Source organism: Stutzerimonas stutzeri (genome assembly GCF_018138085.1).
In the GTDB taxonomy this organism is placed as follows: Bacteria; Pseudomonadota; Gammaproteobacteria; order Pseudomonadales; family Pseudomonadaceae; genus Stutzerimonas; species Stutzerimonas stutzeri_AI.
Genome location: NZ_CP073105.1, coordinates 1,184,453 through 1,202,255 on the forward strand (window position 1 = coordinate 1,184,453; position 17,803 = coordinate 1,202,255).

Genomic DNA, 17,803 nt, shown 5'->3' on the forward strand with positions numbered 1-17,803 from the left:
TGGTAGCTGTGCGACCGCCTTGATGCAATTGTATACAAAACGTTTTGCGCTTTGTAAATCGCAATTCGCTGATTTCTTTCATCGGTCGACTCAACGGTCGCCTTCGCTGCGCTCCGCTTGTTTTGCCTCGAGCCCTGTCGATCCCTCCGGCGCGAGTTGTCGAGCAAAATCCTGGCCAGAGCTGTGCTAAAAAATTGTGTACAGTTTTTCCTTAAACTGTCTTTAAAAATAGTTCGTGCGTGCTATGCTCGAACCCGGTCCACACCAATCACAAGAGGAGGCGGACATCGGCAGCCAAGCTGCGGTGTCGGAATCTATGGGACGTTTGACTACTCATGTACTGGATGCTGCCCATGGTTGCCCGGGCAGTGACATCCGCATCGAACTCTACCGGGTCGAGGGCGAACGCCTCGAACTGATCACCACCCGGCAAACCAACGCCGATGGCCGTTGTGATTCACCTTTGCTTGAGGGCGACACCTACCGCTCCGGTGTCTACCAGCTGCAATTCTCGGCCGGCGACTACTACCGTGGCCGTGGCGTCGCGCTGCCCGAACCGGCTTTCCTGGACGTCGTGGTGCTGCGCTTCGGCATCAGCGCCGAGCAGGATCACTACCACGTGCCCTTGTTGATTTCGCCGTATAGCTACTCGACCTATCGGGGTAGCTGACGGCGCCTGCCGTGTGCAGCGACACGGCAGAGACCTCTCCCATGCGTGAACCTTGGCTCCCCTGAGTCCCCCGACCCGCCTTTGATGGCGGGTTTTTTTGATTTGGTGATGAGGCTCTAGCTAGGGGAGGGCGAGTTTCGCTCGCGGAGCTGTTTGGCTTTTAGATGCTGTGATCTAACCCTTTTGTCGTGCTGGGCTGAGGTTTTGGTTTCGCCCAGTAGGGCGAACCCAATGCCTCAGCCCACTCGATAATGGGGCTCGGCGCCGATCTCGAAGCCAAGAAGAAAGGCAGGGGGCGCCGCTCTGCTCTCTACAGCCGACGCAATCGGCCCTTCACCGACTCATCAACGAAACCGCCCCGGCCCCTCCAAACAGGGCCGTACTGGTGCGGTTGAACCACACTTGCCCGCGGCCCGTTCGCAGGTGGCGCGCCGCCCCATGCGCCCCCAGCCCGTAGGCCAGCTTGCAGCACAGGTCCAGCACCGCCCAGGTCAGAATCATCACCAGCAATTGCGGCAGGAACGGCCGATCCGCACTGAGAAACTGCGGCAGGAAGGCTGCGAAAAACAGAATGTCTTTCGGGTTGCTCGCGCCCAGGCCGAACGCGCGCCAGAACAATTGGCGAAAGCGCGGGCTGACCTCGGCAGTCGTCACGCTGGGCCCGCTGGAGGGTTGGCGTGATGCCTGCCAGCTCTGCCAGGCGAGATAGAACAGGTAGAAGGCGCCGATGATCTTCAAAACGCCGAATACCTGTTCCGACGCCAGCAGCAGGGCGCCGAGCCCCAGCGCCGATGCGCTGAGCAGACAGATCGAGGCGCTGACCCCGCCGACGAATGCCGGCCAGGAGCGCCGCAGCCCATAGTTGAGACTGTTACTGATCATCAGCAGCGACAGCGGGCCGGGGATCAGAATGACCACCAACGCTGCGCTCGAGAACAGCAACCAGGTTTCCAGGCTCATTTCGGTGCTCCTTTAGGCAAGTATTCAATATCCCGGCGCGCCGCCGATGGGCGCCATCCTGATCATATGCTGGCTGCGGCGTGCCCGGCAGCTTTGGGTCAGGTCATGACGCAGAAAAGCCCCATCGTCGAAACGATGGGGCTTTGTGTCTCGCCTGCTTTAGAGGAAGGCGAACTTGGCGATGAAGACGATGCACAGGACATAAAGGCTAAGCGAGACCTTGTCGCGTTGCCCGGTCAGCAGCTTGAGCGTTGCGTAGGTCAGAAAGCCCATCGCGATACCGTTGGCGATGGAAAATGTCAGCGGCATCATCACCACGGTCACGATTGCCGGGATGGTGTCGGTGTGATCCTTCCAGTCGATGTGGGCCAGGCCGCTCATCATCAGCATGGCGACGTAGATCAGCGCACCCGCTGTGGCATAGGCGGGGATCATGCCGGCCAGCGGGGCGAAGAACATCGCGATCAGGAACAACGCCCCGACGGTCACGGCGGTAAGTCCGGTGCGTCCGCCTGCGGCAACGCCTGAAGCACTTTCCACGTAGCTGGTGACCGGCGGGCAGCCGACGAAGGCGCCGACGACGCTGGAGGTGCTGTCGGCTTTCAGCGCGCGGGAGAGGTTCTGGATCTTGCCGTCCTCGTCCACCAGATTCGCACGGTGCGCGACGCCCATCAGCGTGCCGGCGGTATCGAACATGTTCACGAAGAGGAACGCCAGAATCACGCTGACCATCGCCAGGTTCAGCGCACCGGCGATGTCCATCGCCAGCCAGGTCGGCGCCAGACTCGGCGGCATCGAGATCAGGCCGTTGTACTCGACCAGGCCCATGGCCCAGCCAATGCCGGTGACTACCAGCATGCTCAGCAGGATCGCGCCGAAGACGTTGCGATGGCTGAGTACGGCAATCATCAGGAAGCAGACCGCGGCCAGCAGCGTGGCGGGTTCGCCGAACGAGCCCATGGTCAGCAGCGTGGCGGGGCTGTCGACAACGATACCGGCGGTTTTCAGGCCGATAAGCCCGAGGAACAGACCGACCCCGGCGCCCATGGCAAAGCGCAGGCTCATCGGGATGCTGTTGAGCAGCCATTCACGGATCCGAGACAGGCTCATGATCATGAACAGCACGCCAGAGATGAACACCGCACCCAGGGCGATCTGCCAGCTATAACCCATCTCGCCGACCACTGTGTAGGTGAAGAACGCGTTGAGCCCCATGCCCGGTGCCAGGCCCACTGGCCAGTTGGCATACAGGCCCATGAGGAAGCAGCCGAGCGCAGCACCGATGCACGTGGCGACGAACGCGGCGCCATGGTCGACGCCCGCGTTGGCCATGATGTTGGGGTTGACGAAGATGATGTAGGCCATGGTGACGAAAGTCGTCAGGCCCGCCAAAAGCTCGGTCTTTATATTGGTGCGATGTGCGCTGAGTTTGAAGAATCGGTCTAGCAGGCCGAGTTGCGTGGGCTGCAGGCCGAGGGTGGGCTGTTCCTGCTTGGTGGTTTCCACAAGGTGTTCCTCATCGTTCTTGTTGTCTATCACCCAGAGCGACGCTCTCGAGGGGCAGGTGATGGTTGAGCGCTTTCTGATCGGTTTTTTTGACCGGGAGGTCAGGAAGGCTTGACGTGATTATGCTTTTGTATACAAGAATTGCAACTCGATTTAAGCGTTTTCCATCGGCCAAGCGGGACTTCATGCTTTGCAGTTCAGCCAGCGTTTCGAATGGCTCTGGGCACGTAAAGCCAGCGGGCGAGACGCCGCACAATTTGATTGTGCACAATAAACCCGGATTTTTTTCATTGTTTTGCCGTTGGCCACTGCCTGCCAGCCGCTGAAAGGCAGTAAAGTTCGGTTTGCCGACATTTCCGACGCGAGTCACCATGAACGAACAGTTGCAGCCTCTGAAAAAGCCGTCACGAAACGGCAAGGTCCGCACCGGGACCCAGGACGACATCGTTTACGCCCACATCTTCGATGCAATTCTCGAACAGCGACTGGCGCCGGGCACCAAGCTCAGCGAAGAGGCGTTGGGCGAGATCTTCGGCGTCAGCCGCACCATCATCCGTCGCGCGCTGTCACGGCTCGCCCATGAAGGTGTGGTGTTGCTGCGGCCCAACCGCGGCGCGGTGGTTGCCAGTCCGAGCGTCGAAGAAGCACGGCAGATCTTCTTTGCGCGTCGGCTGGTCGAGCGCGCCATTACCGAACTGGCGGTGCAACATGCCAGCGCCGATCAGCTCGGCGAGTTGCGGCAGATGGTGACCGACGAGCAGGACTGCTTCGCCCGAGGCGATCGCGGCGCCGGGATTCGTCTTTCCGGAGAGTTCCATTTGAAGCTGGCCGAGGCGGCGAAGAATGCGCCCTTGGTGAGTTTCCAGCGCAGCCTGGTATCGCAGACTTCGCTGATCATCGCTCAATACGAAAGCGGTAACCGCTCGCATTGCTCCTTTGACGAGCACAACGAGCTGATCGACGCCATCGCCGCGCGTGACAGCGAGAAGGCGGTGCGCCTGATGATGCACCACATGGATCATATCGACAGCAAGCTAAACCTCGATGAAGACAGCGCATCGGATGACCTCCACGCGGTGTTCTCGCACCTGACCCTGCCCAAGAAAAAGCCGCGTCTGGCCAATCGCAAGGCGTAGGGCGTCTGCAAGGGCGCTGCCGTTTAGGGCTTAACCGCAAGTCTCGGCGGGTTTGGCTTCGCTGTGAGGTCCCGGGCGGCAGCACGGCGCGTCGCGCTGAAGCCCAGCCTGAGGGTGGAGATCACCGGGTCGCTTTCATGGGACGGAATCGCTGAAGGCGCTTCCCTCGCTTGCCGCGAACGGGCTGCATCACCAACTGGCGCTGCAGTAGCGCCTGTTCGCTCGAACCGCAGATCATGCCGTCAGCCAATCCGCCCTACGTTAGGACGGCGTTAAACCCTTGTCGGTGGGCAGCCGCTTTAAGTAGGACGGATCGCCGCAGGCGCTTGCGTTGCCCTGAACTGGCTGCATTCCGACTCGCCATCGCAAGGCGCCCGGTCGCTCGCAAGGCGGGTCACGCCTTCGGCTAATCCGCCCTACGTTGGGCTTATTTATTTTTCCGGTGCACGGATACGCCGGCCGCGTAGGTTTCCTTCACGGCGCGGTCGTCGCCGAGGATCGTCAGGGCGAAGAGTTTTTCCTCCAGCGTCCGGGCCTGGCGCAGGCGGTAGTCGATCAGCGGCGTGGCCTTGTAGTCGAGCACCACGAAATCGGCATCCTTGCCCGGCTGCAGGTTGCCGATGCAGTCGTCCAGGTAGAGCGCGCGGGCGCCGCCCAGGGTGGCCAGGTACAGCGACTTGAACGGGTCGAGCTTCTTGCCCTGCAGTTGCATCACCTTGTACGCCTCGTTCAGCGATTGCAGCTGCGAGAAGCTGGTGCCGGCACCGACGTCGGTGCCCAGCCCGACGCGCACGCCGAAGCCTTCGACCTTCTCCAGGTCGAACAGGCCGCTGCCGAGGAACAGGTTGGAGGTCGGGCAGAACGCCACGGCCGAACCGGTTTCGCCCAGGCGCTGGCATTCCTCGTCGCACAGGTGCACGCCGTGGGCGAACACCGAGCGCGCGCCGATCAGGCCGTGGTGGTCATAGACATCCAGATAGCCCTTGCGCTCGGGGAACAGCTCGCGCACCCATTCGATCTCCTTGCGGTTCTCGGACAGGTGGGTGTGCATGTAAAGGTCCGGGTATTCCTTGAACAGCTGGCCGGCCAGGGCGAGCTGCTCGGGCGTGCTGGTGGGCGCGAAGCGCGGTGTCACGGCGTAATGCAGGCGGCCCTTGCCGTGCCAGCGCTCGATCAGCTCGCGGCTGTCAGCGTAGCCCGATTGGGCGGTGTCGGTGAGGTAGTCCGGCGCATTGCGGTCCATCAGCACTTTGCCGGCGACCATCCGCAGGTTGCGCTTCTCGCAGGCTTCGAAGAAGGCGTCTACCGATTCTTTATGCACGCTGCCGAATACCAGTGCGGTGGTGGTGCCGTTGCGTAGCAGTTCGTTCAGAAAGACTTCGGCGACCTCGCCCGCGTGGGCCTTGTCGGCGAAGGCGCGTTCGGTGGGGAAGGTGTAGGTCTCGAGCCAGTCGAGGAGTTGTTCGCCATAGGAGGCGATCATGCCGGTTTGCGGGTAATGGATATGGGTGTCGACGAAACCGGGCGTGATCAGCGCGTCGGGGTATTCGATCACCTCGGTGCCGGTTGCCAGGGTTGGAAGAAGGTCGGCCGCGGCGCCGATGCGCGCGATCTTGCCGTCTTCGACCACCAACAGGCCGTCTTCGAAATACTCATGGGAGCGCTCGATGCCCACCTCGCGTGGGTCGGCGAGACAGTGGAGCAGAGCGGCACGGTAGGCTTTGGTGCTAGACATGGGTTCTCTCTATAACTCAGACGTGGGAGCGGTCGGGGACACCTGGTCTTGACCGCGATTCGGCTCGGTGCGGCGTTGTCAGGCGCTATTCGCGGTCAAGACCGCTCCCACAGTGGTACTTCAGTACGCTGTGAGACGGGCGCCAACAGGCCGTCTTCGAAATATTCGTGGGATTGCTCTGTGCTCACCTCGCGCGGGTCGGCGAGGCAGTGGAGCAGGGCGGCACGGTAGGCTTGGTGCTGGACATGTCTTCTCTCTATAACGCAGGCGTGGGGGCGGTAGGGGACGTCGAGTCTTGACGGCGATTGGCTTGGTGCGATCTTGTCAGGCGCAGTCGCAGTCAAGACCGCTCCATAGTGTTTCTTCAGCCACGCCGCGAGGCGGGTACCAGCATCGGCACCGGCTTTTCGCCGTCTGCGGCTTTCTCACCGAAGCTGGCGTTGTAGGTGGCGATCACCTCGCCGGCAATCGACACCGCGATCTCGACCGGCAACTTGCCCTTCACCTCCGCGATGCCCATCGGGCAACGCATGCGCTGCACGGTCTCCGGCTGGAAGCCCCGATCACGTAGGCGGTGTTCGAACTTGGCGCGCTTGCTCTTCGAACCGATCAGCCCGTAGTAGGTGAAATCGTTGCGTTCGAGGATGGCCGCGGTCAGTTCCAGGTCGAGCTGGTGATTGTGGGTCATGACGATGAAGTAGCTGCCGGCAGGCATCTCTGCCACCTCATCGACCACATCGTCATTGACTACCTTTTCCACCCCCGCCGGGATATGCGCCGGGAACTCGCTTTCACGCGAATCGATCCAGCGCGCTTTGCACGGCAGGCTGGCGAGTAGCGGCACCAGGGCACGGCCCACATGGCCGGCGCCGAACACCGCGATATGCGCCTGTGGCTGGCCCATGGGCTCGAACAACAACACGGTGGCCCCGCCGCAGCACTGGCCGAGGCTGGCGCCGAGGGAGAAGCGTTCCAGCCGCGTATCACGCACGCGGTTTTCCAGCATCTCGCGGGCAATCGCCTGCGCCTTGTATTCCAGATGACCGCCGCCGATGGTGTCGTAGAGGCGCTCGCGACTGACGACCATCTTCGAGCCGGTATTGCGCGGCGTTGAGCCTCGCTCCTCGATGATGGTCACCAACACGCAGGGTTCGCCTTTTTGTTGCAGCTCGGCGAGGGCATCAATCCAGCTGTTCATCTCGTTCTCCGATGCCGCGAGGGCATGCGCGTGATCGTCTTCGGTGGCCGGGTCGCAAGCAGAGCTTGCACCTACAGGAGCTGTCCAGTGTAGGAGCAGGCTCTGCCTGCGATCGGTACAGCGCATCAGGCCGGGGTGGTTTCCGTGGCGCTTGGTACCGCCGCCGTCCGCTTCAGCTTGCGCATCTGCTCCACGCCCCACAGTACCCGCTCGGGCGTCGCCGGGGCGTCGATCTTCGGCTGGGCCTTGTAGTCCGCCAGGCTGGCGACGGCATCCTTGATCGCGCACCAGACCGAGATGCCGAGCATGAACGGCGGCTCACCAACGGCCTTGGAGTGGAACACCGTGTCTTCTGGGTTCTTGCGGTTTTCCACCAGCTTGACCCGCAGATCCAGCGGCATGTCCGCCACCGCCGGTACCTTGTAGCTCGCCGGCCCGCTGGTCATCAGCTTGCCCTTGTCGTTCCACACCAGCTCTTCCATGGTCAGCCAGCCCATGCCCTGGACGAAGCCGCCCTCTACCTGGCCGATGTCGATGGCCGGGTTCAGCGAGGCACCGACGTCATGGAGGATGTCGCTGCGCAGCATCTTGTACTCGCCGGTCAGGGTGTCGACAATCACCTCCGAGCACGCCGCGCCGTAGGCGAAGTAGTAGAACGGCCGGCCGCGCGCCTGGCTGCGGTCGTAGTAAATCTTCGGCGTGCGGTAGAAGCCGGTGGACGACAGCGACACCTGGCCAAAGTAGGCCTGCTGGATCAGCTCGTCGAAGGAGACGTACTGGTCGCGAATGCGCACCTGGCCGTTCTTGAACTCGACGTCTTCCTCGGTGACCTGGTAGTGCCGTGCGGCAAACTCGATCAGGCGCTGCTTGATGGTCTGCGCCGCGTTCTGCGCCGCCTTGCCGTTGAGGTCTGCACCGCTGGAGGCGGCCGTCGGCGAGGTGTTCGGCACCTTGTCGGTATTGGTGGCGGTGATCTGGATGCGGTCGATGCCCACCTGGAATACTTCGGCCACGACCTGCGCGACCTTGGTGTTGAGGCCCTGGCCCATTTCGGTGCCGCCGTGGTTCAGGTGAATGCTGCCGTCGGTATACACGTGCACCAGCGCGCCGGCCTGATTGAGGAAGCTCGCCGTGAAGCTGATGCCGAACTTCACTGGCGTCAGCGCCAGTCCCTTCTTGAGGATCGGGCTCTTGGCATTGAACGCGCGGATTTCCTCACGGCGCTTCGCGTACTCACTGCTGGCCTCGAGTTCAGCCGTCATCTCCTCGAGCATGTTGTGCTCGACGGCCTGGTAATACGGCGTGACGTTGCGCTCGGTCTTGCCGTAGTAGTTGCGCTTGCGCACCTCGAGCGGGTCCTTGCCCAGCTCGCGGGCGACGGCATCCATGATCTCCTCGATGGCGACCATGCCTTGCGGGCCGCCGAAGCCGCGGTAGGCGGTGTTCGACGCCAGGTTGGTCTTGCAGCGATGGCCGTTGATGGTGGCGTCGCCCAGGTAGTAGGCGTTGTCCGAGTGGAACATGGCACGGTCGACGATGGAGCCGGACAGGTCCGGCGAGTAGCCGCAGTTACCGGCCAGGTCGATCTCGATGCCGTGCAGCAGGCCGTCATCGTCGAAGCCGACGTCGTACTCGACGTAGAAGGGGTGACGCTTGCCGGTCATGGTCATGTCTTCCATTCGCGGCAGGCGCATCTTGGTCGGGCGGCCGGTGAGGTGCGCGATCACCGCGCACATGCACGCGGGGCCGGCGGCCTGGGTTTCCTTGCCGCCGAAGCCGCCGCCCATGCGCCGCATGTCGATGACGATCTTGTTCATCGAGACGCCGAGCACCTCGGACACCAGCTTCTGCACCTCGGTGGGGTTCTGCGTCGAGGTGTAGACGATCATGCCGCCGTCCTCGGTGGGCATCACCGAAGACACCTGGGTTTCCAGGTAGAAATGTTCCTGGCCGCCGATGTGCAGGCTGCCCTGCAGGCGACGCGGGGCGGTGGCCAGTGCGCCACTGGAATCGCCACGCTTGTGGGTATGGCTGTCGAGTACGAAGTGCTTCTTGCGCAGTGCATCGACCACGTCGATCACCGGCTCCAGATCTTCATATTCGATAATCGCGGCCATGGCCGCTTTGCGCGCGGTTTCCAGGCTGTTGGCGGCGACGGCGATCACCGGCTGGCCGACATATTCGACCTTACCGTCGGCCAGCAGCGGGTCTCCGGGCATGACCGCCCCGATGTCCAGCTGCCCCGGAACGTCCTGCGCGGTGATGGCGATCGCAACACCGGGTACGGCATAGCAGGGCGTGGTGTCGATGCGCACGATGCGGGCGTGGGCGCGGTCGCTCATGCGGGCATAGACGTGCAGCTGATTGGGGAACTCCAGGCGGTCGTCGACATACACCGCCTCGCCAGTGACGTGCTTGGGCGCGCTGTCATGCTTGACGCTGCGGCCGACGCCAGTGACCAGGTCCTGCTTGAACAGGGCGGCAATTTCTTCCTGGGTTTTGGTTGGCTTATGCATAGGAAGTGACCCTCGTCTCGTACGCCGGCGCTTGTTGTTCGTGGAAGCATTTGCGCAGCAGGTTCTGTGCGACCAGCAGGCGGTATTCGCGGCTGGCACGGAAATCGGTCAGCGGTGTGAAGTCCTTCTCCAGTGCCTCACAGGCGCGCTCGATGGTCTCTGCAGTGAACGGCGCGCCGATCAAGGCTCGCTCGCAGGCCACCGCGCGTTTCGGAATGGCCGCCATGCCGCCGAACGCGACGCGGGCATCGTCGATCAGGCCGTCTTCGAGCTTCAGGTCGAAGGCTGCGCAGACGGCGGAAATGTCATCGTCCAAACGCTTGGACACTTTGTAGGCGCGGAACAGCTGGTTCGGCTGGGCGCGCGGCACGATGATCTTCTCGATGAATTCACCCTGCTCGCGAGCGGTGACCTTGTAGTCGATGAAGTAATCCTGCAGCAGCAGGGTGCGGCTGTTGTTGCCTTTGCGTAGCACGACTTGCGCACCCAATGCGATCAGCAGGGGCGGCGAATCGCCGATGGGCGAGGCGTTACCGATGTTCCCGCCCAGCGTGCCCTGGTTGCGGATCTGCAAGGAGGCGAAGCGGTGCAGCAGCTCGCCGAAGTCCGGGTATTCCTTCGCCAGCACCTCGTAGCAATCGGTCAGCGGTGTGGCCGCGCCGATCTCGATGCCCTTGTCGGTGACCTCGACCTTTTTCATCTCGGCGATGTGGCCGACGTAGATCATTACCGGCAGTTCGCGGTGGAACTGGGTGACTTCAAGGGCGAGGTCAGTGCCACCCGCGAGCAGGCGGGCGTCCGGGTTGGCGCTGTAGATCTCGGCCAGATCGCCAACGGTCAGTGGCGACAGGCAGCGCTTGTCGCCGCTGTTCAGTTCGGCGGTTTCGTGGGGTTCGATGGCTTTCAGCTGAGCAACGGTTTCGGCTTCGCTGGCGTCGAACTGGTCCGGCTGCTTGCCACAGCAGGCCTGTTCGGCGGCATCCAGAATCGGGCGGTAGCCGGTGCAGCGGCAGAGATTGCCAGCCAAGGCTTCGTGGGTGTCGGCCTTGTCGAAGCCATCCGCCGATTTCTGCAGGGCAAACAGGCTCATGACGAAGCCCGGCGTGCAGAAGCCGCACTGCGAACCGTGGCAGTCGACCATCGCCTGCTGGACGCTGTGTAGCTGGCCCTTGTGCTTCAGGTCCTCGACGGTGATCAACTGTTTGCCGTGCAAGGCGGAGACGAAGGTCAGGCAGGAATTGAGTGTGCGGTAGCGCAAGCGGTCGCCATCGAGCTCGCCGACCACGACGGTGCAGGCACCGCAGTCACCGGAAGCGCAGCCTTCTTTGGTGCCGGACTTGCCGCGGTATTCACGCAGGTATTCCAGCACGGTGGTATTCGGATCGAGTGTCTGCTCACGGCGCAGTTCTCGATTGAGTAGGAACTGGATCAAGGAGGGCCTCCGGGGAGTTTTTGTTCTGGGCTCTGGTGGTGGAAATTATCCTTATCTGACTTTTTGGTCAACAAATTCCTGACTCAAAAGTCAGCTCGTCGACGAGCGAAGTTTACGCAGCAATGCGTGTGCCGCTTCGGCTTGTTGTTCATGGATATGAGTGTGGCCCAGATGGGCCAGGATTGCCCCGCGCAGGTAGACGTAAGGCTTCGGCTAAAGTGCGAGCAGACTGTTGTCTGCTGCAAGGGCGATCTGGTCAGGCGTTTCGGCAGAGGCAGGCCAAACGCGGCGCCTACTGATCTGCCGTCTCAGCGGACGATATTTCGGCGCCCGAATTATCAGTTCGTCTGGCCCTGGAGTGCTTGCGCTCTCTCAGGGACGGTCTACGAAAGGTGTTGCGACAGCCGCTCGACTATTTTTCCCGCCGACCAAAGGTAGCGTTTGGGCCAACATCCAGCCGACCTCCGCGAGCAGGAACGGCAGCAGCACGAGGCTGGCACCATGAGCAAGGGCATACAGCTGCCAGAGTGAAAACAACAGGCGACCTGCCGCATCGTAGCGCCCGAAGCGCGGACGTGGATGGCGAATCCGCAGCACCGCCCAGATACAAACGATGCTGCCAAGCAGGTTGGCCATCAATACGTGCATCGGAGCGAAAGCCGGCAGTGGATATACTCCGACTTGCACGGCGACTGCCGATAACGCCTCATGCAAGACAGTAAAAGACCAGGGCGTGGCGAAGGGCGCCGTGACCAGGAGGTCGTACCAGGCGCTTGCAAGGACGATTCGGCGATAGCGAGCGGTTGTCATGGATGGTTCTCCCGTTGAGGTGCCAACAGTCTCAACCCTGGAGTACGCTCTATGGTCAACCCTATTTCTGGAGCAGGTATATGCGCATCGGTGAGCTCGCGGCCGAATCTGGACTGAGTCGTGACACGCTTAGGTTTTACGAGGCGCGCGGGCTTATCCGAGCTGTACGTAGCGGCAACGGGTATCGGCATTACCCTGCCGAAACAGTGCAAACGCTGTTTTACATTCGCACCGCGCAGCGCCTCGGATTTAGTCTGGCCGAGATCGGTGAAAATCTGGATCGGGTAGCGGACGCGCCCGATCCAGACCAGATGGTCGAGGCTTTGCTGCTTGAAAAGCTGGCGACCATCGATGAGCGCGTGAGCGAGCTGCAGGCGCTAAGGCAGATGATCAGCGAGCGCATCGGGTTGCCTTGCCCATTGCGTGGAAAGGCCGATACGCCCGCTTGACCCCGTCAACCGGCAATCAGCTCGCGTGCCGCCTGGCTGTGGTTGGCGATCAGTCCGGCCACGTCGAGGCCTTCGATCTGGCCGTCGACGACTCGCCACTGGCCACCCACCATCACCCGGTCGGCCCGGTCGGCGCCGCACAGCAGCAGCGCCGAGATCGGGTCGTGGCTGCCGGAGAAACGCAGTTCGTCTAGCTTGAACAGCGCCAGGTCGGCCTGTTTGCCGACGGCCAGTTCGCCTACGTCGCCACGACCCAGTAGCCGTGCCGAACCGCGCGTGGCCCAGCCCAGCACCCGCTCCGGGGTGATCTGCTCGGCGCCGTAGCGCAGGCGCTGGATATACAGCGCCTGCCGGGCTTCGAGGATCATGTTGGACGCATCGTTGGAGGCCGAACCGTCCACGCCGAGGCCGATAGGCGCTCCCGCCGATTCGAGCGCCACGGTCGGGCAAATCCCTGAGGCCAGGCGCATGTTCGAGCTCGGGCAATGACAGATGCCGGTACCCGCGGCGCCGAGACGTGCGATCTCGTCGTCGTTGAAGTGAATCCCGTGCGCCAGCCAGGTGCGCTCGGACAGCCAGCCGACGCTGTCCAGGTAGTCGACGGTGCGCAGGCCGAAGCGCTGCAGGCAGAAGTCTTCCTCGTCCAGAGTCTCGGCCAGGTGCGTGTGCAGACGCACGTCGTGGTGTTCCGCTAGCGCCGCGCTGGCGCGCATGATTTCTGGCGTGACCGAAAACGGTGAGCAGGGCGCCAGGCCGATCTGGATCTGGGCTCCGGCGCCGCGCTCGTGGTAGCGCGCGATCAGCCGCTCGCTGTCCTCGAGAATCGCCTGGGCCGTCTGCACGGTGTGTTGCGGTGGCAGACCGCCATCGGCTTCGCCCAGACTCATGGAGCCGCGCGTCAGCATCGCGCGCATGCCCAGTTCGCGCACGGCCTCGATCTGCACGTCGATGGCGTTTTCCAGACCGTCCGGAAACAGGTAGTGATGGTCCGCCGCAGTGGTGCAGCCCGATAGCAGCAGCTCGGCAAGCGCGACCTTGCTGGCTAGCGCCAGGCGGTCCGGTGTCAGACGCGCCCAGACCGGGTAGAGCGTCTTCAGCCAGGGGAACAGCGGCTGGTTGACCACGGGGCCCCAGGCGCGGGTGAGGGTCTGGTAGAAGTGGTGGTGCGTGTTGATCAGCCCCGGCAGCACGACGTGCTCGTGGGCGTCGAAAGTGCTGTCGACGGGGGACGATGGGGATTGTCCGGAGCCGAGCAGTTCGGCAATGGCACCATTTTCGATCACCAGCCCGCCGGGGGCTTTCTGATCGTTGGCGGTGTAGAGGGCGAGGGGGTTCTTGATCCAGATACGGCTGGCAGTCATGGCCGGCTTCTCCTGAGTTGAGTTCAGAAATGAGCCAGCTCAGTTATGCCCTGTCTGCTGATCCAGGGGGACGCCTAGTCGGGGACGCCTAGTCGGGGACGCCCAGCCAGTACGCCTGATTGCGACGCCTGGCTGCGTGCCTTGCGCAACGACAGTGTGGAAACGCGTTGCGTGGCGCGAAACGCACGATAAAAGATCGTGGCTCGATTGTCACCGTTTCAGTGCACTCGAGAGCGGTGATGGGTTGCACCCATCCTACGGGAGATGTTTCGCCGGGCCAGTAGGATGGGCGAAGCCCATCAGGCGGCGTAGCAACTGTGAAAGGCCGAATGCGAACGCATCGTCGTTCTCGTCCAGCCTTCCAGCGCTTTGCGTCGGCTTCACCCTCCCAGATAGGCGTCGCGGACTTTCGGGTTGACCAACAGCTCTTCACCGCTGCCCTGCATGACGATGTGACCGTTCTCCAGCACGTAGCCACGATCGGCCAGCTTGAGCGCCTGGTTGGCGTTCTGCTCGACCAGGAAGATGGTCACGCCATCTTCACGCAACTGCTCGATGATCTCGAAGATCTGCTGAATGATGATCGGCGCCAGGCCCAACGAGGGCTCGTCGAGCAGCAGCAGCTTGGGTTTGCTCATCAGCGCGCGGGCGATGGCAAGCATCTGCTGCTCGCCGCCGGACATGGTGCCGCCGCGCTGCTGGAAACGCTCCTTCAGGCGCGGGAACAGCAACAGCACCTTGTCCAGTTGCTCCTGAAAGTCCGCCTTGTTCGTGAAGAACCCGCCCATGGCGAGATTTTCCTCAACAGTCAGGCGGGCAAAGATGCGCCGACCCTCGGGCACCACGGCGATATCCTTGCGCATGATGTCGCAGGTCTGCCTGCCGACCAGCTCTTCGCCCTCGAAGCGAATGCTGCCTTCGGAGGCCATGGGCGTGCCGCAGAGCGTCATCAGCAGGGTCGATTTGCCAGCGCCGTTGGCGCCGATCAGGGTGACGATCTCACCCTTGCGGACTTCGACGTTGACGCTGTGCAGCGCCTGGATCTTGCCGTAGAAGGTCGAGACGTTTTCGAAATACAGCATGGTTACGCCTCTCCCAGATAGGCTTTGATCACGTCCGGATTGTCGCGGATCTGCTCCGGCGTACCGTCCGCCAGCGGACAGCCCTGGTTGATCACGACGATATGGTCGGAAATGCTCATGACCAGCTTCATGTCGTGCTCGATGAGCAGCACCGTGACGCCATGCTTGTCCCGCAGCATGCCGATCAACGCCTTCAGGTCCTCGGTTTCCTTCGGGTTCAAACCTGCTGCCGGCTCGTCGAGCATGAGGATGCGCGGGCGCGTCATCATGCAGCGGGCGATTTCCAGACGGCGTTGCTGGCCGTAGGCGAGGGTGCCCGCGGGGCGGTTGGCGATATCGGTCAGGTTGACCTGCTCGAGCCAGTGCGCGGCGAAGTCCATCGCCTCGTGCTCGCTCTTGCGAAAGGCCTTGGTCTTCAGCAGGCCGGACAGGAAGTTGGTGTTCAGATGCCGGTGCTGGGCGACCAACAGGTTTTCCACCGCCGTCATGTCCTTGAACAGACGAACGTTCTGGAAAGTACGCACCACGCCCTTGCGGGCGATCTTGTGGCCGGGTAGGCCCTGGATCGGTTCGCCGTCGAGCAATATCTTGCCGTCGGTGGGCTGGTAGAAGCCGGTCAGGCAGTTGAACACCGTGGTCTTGCCGGCGCCGTTGGGGCCGATCATGGAGACCACCTGCTTTTCATGTACGGTCAGGCCTACCCCGTTGACGGCCAGGAGGCCGCCGAAGCGCATGGTCAGGCCGCTTACTTCGAGAATCGGGCGGCTCATCGCTTCAGCTCCAGGTGGGGACGTTGCATGGGCAGCAGGCCCTGCGGACGCCAGATCATCATCAGCACCATCAAGGCGCCGAACATCAGCATGCGGTACTCGCTGAACTCACGCATCAGCTCAGGCAGCAGGATCATCACGATGGCGGCGAGAATCACCCCAAGCTGTGAGCCCATGCCGCCCAGCACCACGATGGCGAGGATGATGGCCGATTCGATGAAGGTGAACGACTCCGGTGACACCAAGCCCTGGCGCGCGGCGAAGAAGCTGCCGGCAAAACCGGCGAAGGTAGCGCCCAGGGTAAAGGCCGAAAGCTTGATCACGGTGGGGTTCATACCCAGCGCGCGGCAGGCGATCTCGTCTTCACGCAGCGCTTCCCAGGCGCGGCCGATGGGCATGCGCAGCAGCCGGTTGATCACGAACAGCGTCAACAACACCAGCAGTACGGCGATCAGGTAGAGGAAGATCACCTTGTTGATGGAGCTGTAATCGAGCCCGAAGAACTCGTGGAAGGTCTGCATGCCCTCGTCGGCGCGGCGGTCGAACGACAGGCCGAACAGCGTCGGCTTCTCGATGCCGCTGATGCCGTTCGGGCCGCCGGTCAGCCAGGTCATGTTACGCAGCAGCAGGCGAATGATCTCGCCGAAGCCCAGGGTCACGATCGCCAGGTAATCGCCGCGCAAGCGCAGCACCGGGAAGCCCAGCAGGAAGCCGAACAGCGCCGCCATCGCACCGGCAATGGGCAGTGCCATCCAGAACCCGAAGCCGTAGTAATGCGAGAGCAGCGCGTAGGTGTAAGCACCCACGGCGTAGAAACCCACATAGCCCAGGTCCAGCAGCCCGGCCAGACCGACGACGATGTTCAGGCCCAGGCCGAGCATCACGTAGATCAGGATCAGGGTAGCGATGTCCACCGCACCGCGCGAACCGAAGAACGGCCACACCAGCGCCAGAACGATCAGACCGATGATGATGGCGCGCTGGGTAGACGGCAGCGTGAGGAAATTGCCCGCACCCGCTGGTACCGTCGGCAGGTTGGGACTGGCGGCCCAGCCGGCCGCCAGGTGATGGCGGAACAGCTGCCAGAAGAACATGGCCACGGCGCAGGCGGCGATGATCCAGAACGTCTTGGCATCGCTGCCATGCACTTCCAGGCGAATGCCGACGGTTGTGAGCTTCAGGCCGAACACCGGGACGGCAACGGCGAATACCAGCAGAGCACTGAAAAAGGCAGTGCGAAGATTGCGAGTCATACCTTTTCAACCTCCGGACGGCCGAGGATGCCGGTCGGGCGGAACAGCAGCACCAGCACCAGCAGGCTGAAGGCCACCACGTCCTTGTACTGATCGCCGAAGATGTCGGCGCCGAAGGCTTCGGCAACGCCCAGTACCAGGCCACCGAGCATGGCGCCCGGAATACTGCCGATGCCGCCGAGCACCGCCGCGGTGAAGGCCTTGATGCCGGCCAGGAAGCCGATGTGCGGGTTGATCACGCCGTATTGCATGCTGATCAGCACCGCTGCGACGGCTGCGAGCGCCGCGCCGATGACGAAGGTCAGGGCGATGATGCTGTTGGTATTGATGCCCAGCAGGTTGGCCATCTTCAGGTCCTCAGCGCAGGCGCGGCAGGCGCGACCCAGGCGTGAGCGAGAGATGAACAGGGTCAGGACCAGCATGGTGATGATGGTGACCACGAAGATCAGCACCTGCATGTAGGAAATCACCACGCCGTTCATGGCGCTTTCACCGAGGATGAAGTTGCCCGGCATCAGGTTGGGGATCGCCTTGTCCTTGGAGTCTTGCGACAACAGCACGACGTTCTGCAGGAAGATCGACATGCCGATCGCGGAGATCAGCGGGATCAGCCGGTTGCTGCCGCGCAGCGGTCGGTAGGCGACGCGCTCGATGCTGTAACCGTAGGCGCTGGTGACGATCATGGCCGCGGCGAAGGCGCCGATCATCAGGATTGGCAGGGCATCGAGGCCCATCATGCTCAGCCCGACGATGGCGATGAAGGCCACGTAGGAGCCGATCATGTACACCTCGCCATGGGCGAAGTTGATCATGCCGATGATGCCGTAGACCATCGTGTAACCGATGGCTATCAAGGCATAGGTGCTTCCAACGGTCAGGCCGTTGATCAGCTGCTGGAAGTAGTGGTAGAGCTCAGGCATTACAT

At 62.4% G+C, this 17,803-nt stretch carries 15 protein-coding genes; 3 read left to right on the forward strand and 12 right to left on the reverse strand.

Annotated features, from left to right (window positions below; all coding sequences use genetic code 11):
• Positions 1–316: 316 nt before the first annotated feature.
• Positions 317–670, forward strand: a complete 354-nt coding sequence (gene uraH / locus KCX70_RS05655; RefSeq protein ID WP_031311204.1) for a hydroxyisourate hydrolase — start codon at positions 317–319, stop codon at positions 668–670.
• Positions 671–1,003: 333 nt separating this feature from the next.
• Here the strand turns inward: uraH and KCX70_RS05660 are convergent, their stop codons facing one another.
• Positions 1,004–1,630 (reverse strand): LysE family translocator, encoded by a 627-nt coding sequence (locus KCX70_RS05660; protein ID WP_212619544.1) that lies wholly within the window; start codon positions 1,628–1,630, stop codon positions 1,004–1,006.
• 159 nt (positions 1,631–1,789) lie between these two features.
• Positions 1,790–3,136: an NCS2 family permease gene (locus tag KCX70_RS05665; protein ID WP_102851402.1), complete on the reverse strand. Its 1,347-nt coding sequence runs from the start codon at positions 3,134–3,136 to the stop codon at positions 1,790–1,792.
• Positions 3,137–3,507: 371 nt separating this feature from the next.
• Between KCX70_RS05665 and KCX70_RS05670 the strand changes: the two genes are divergently transcribed.
• Positions 3,508–4,272, forward strand: coding sequence for a GntR family transcriptional regulator (locus KCX70_RS05670; protein ID WP_021209614.1), 765 nt, complete (start codon positions 3,508–3,510; stop codon positions 4,270–4,272).
• Positions 4,273–4,699: 427 nt separating this feature from the next.
• Here KCX70_RS05670 and guaD read toward each other — a convergent pair whose 3' ends face one another.
• From guaD to KCX70_RS05695, 5 genes are all read right to left on the reverse strand, one after another.
• Positions 4,700–6,007: a guanine deaminase gene (guaD, locus tag KCX70_RS05675; protein ID WP_212619545.1), complete on the reverse strand. Its 1,308-nt coding sequence runs from the start codon at positions 6,005–6,007 to the stop codon at positions 4,700–4,702.
• A 364-nt stretch (positions 6,008–6,371) separates the two neighbouring features.
• Positions 6,372–7,205 (reverse strand): xanthine dehydrogenase accessory protein XdhC, encoded by an 834-nt coding sequence (gene xdhC, locus KCX70_RS05680; protein ID WP_212619546.1) that lies wholly within the window; start codon positions 7,203–7,205, stop codon positions 6,372–6,374.
• Positions 7,206–7,330: 125 nt separating this feature from the next.
• The gene (xdhB, locus tag KCX70_RS05685) at positions 7,331–9,721 is read right to left on the reverse strand and encodes a xanthine dehydrogenase molybdopterin binding subunit (protein WP_212619547.1); all 2,391 of its coding nucleotides are present in this window, start codon (positions 9,719–9,721) and stop codon (positions 7,331–7,333) included.
• The gene (gene xdhA / locus KCX70_RS05690; RefSeq protein WP_212619548.1) at positions 9,714–11,153 is read right to left on the reverse strand and encodes a xanthine dehydrogenase small subunit; all 1,440 of its coding nucleotides are present in this window, start codon (positions 11,151–11,153) and stop codon (positions 9,714–9,716) included. Before xdhA ends, xdhB begins: the two co-directional genes overlap by 8 nt.
• 372 nt (positions 11,154–11,525) lie before the next feature.
• Complete coding sequence (locus KCX70_RS05695) at positions 11,526–11,963, reverse strand: hypothetical protein (protein ID WP_212619549.1); 438 nt, start codon at positions 11,961–11,963, stop codon at positions 11,526–11,528.
• An 80-nt stretch (positions 11,964–12,043) separates the two neighbouring features.
• On the opposite strand from KCX70_RS05695, the gene KCX70_RS05700 reads away from it, so the two are divergent.
• Positions 12,044–12,412 (forward strand): MerR family transcriptional regulator, encoded by a 369-nt coding sequence (locus KCX70_RS05700; protein ID WP_212619550.1) that lies wholly within the window; start codon positions 12,044–12,046, stop codon positions 12,410–12,412.
• A 5-nt stretch (positions 12,413–12,417) separates the two neighbouring features.
• Here KCX70_RS05700 and KCX70_RS05705 read toward each other — a convergent pair whose 3' ends face one another.
• From KCX70_RS05705 to livH, 5 genes are all read right to left on the reverse strand, one after another.
• Entirely contained in the window at positions 12,418–13,773 is a 1,356-nt protein-coding gene (locus KCX70_RS05705) for an 8-oxoguanine deaminase (protein ID WP_212619551.1), read from the reverse strand.
• Positions 13,774–14,153: 380 nt separating this feature from the next.
• Positions 14,154–14,855, reverse strand: coding sequence for an ABC transporter ATP-binding protein (locus KCX70_RS05710; protein WP_021209606.1), 702 nt, complete (start codon positions 14,853–14,855; stop codon positions 14,154–14,156).
• Between the two features lie 2 nt (positions 14,856–14,857).
• The gene (livG, locus tag KCX70_RS05715; protein ID WP_102851392.1) at positions 14,858–15,625 is read right to left on the reverse strand and encodes a high-affinity branched-chain amino acid ABC transporter ATP-binding protein LivG; all 768 of its coding nucleotides are present in this window, start codon (positions 15,623–15,625) and stop codon (positions 14,858–14,860) included.
• A complete protein-coding gene (locus KCX70_RS05720; RefSeq protein WP_021209604.1) occupies positions 15,622–16,878 on the reverse strand; it encodes a high-affinity branched-chain amino acid ABC transporter permease LivM in 1,257 nt (418 codons plus the stop codon). The genes livG and KCX70_RS05720 overlap by 4 nt, the downstream gene beginning before the upstream one ends.
• Positions 16,875–17,798 (reverse strand): high-affinity branched-chain amino acid ABC transporter permease LivH, encoded by a 924-nt coding sequence (gene livH / locus KCX70_RS05725; protein ID WP_102851390.1) that lies wholly within the window; start codon positions 17,796–17,798, stop codon positions 16,875–16,877. Before livH ends, KCX70_RS05720 begins: the two co-directional genes overlap by 4 nt.
• Positions 17,799–17,803 lie beyond the last annotated feature (5 nt).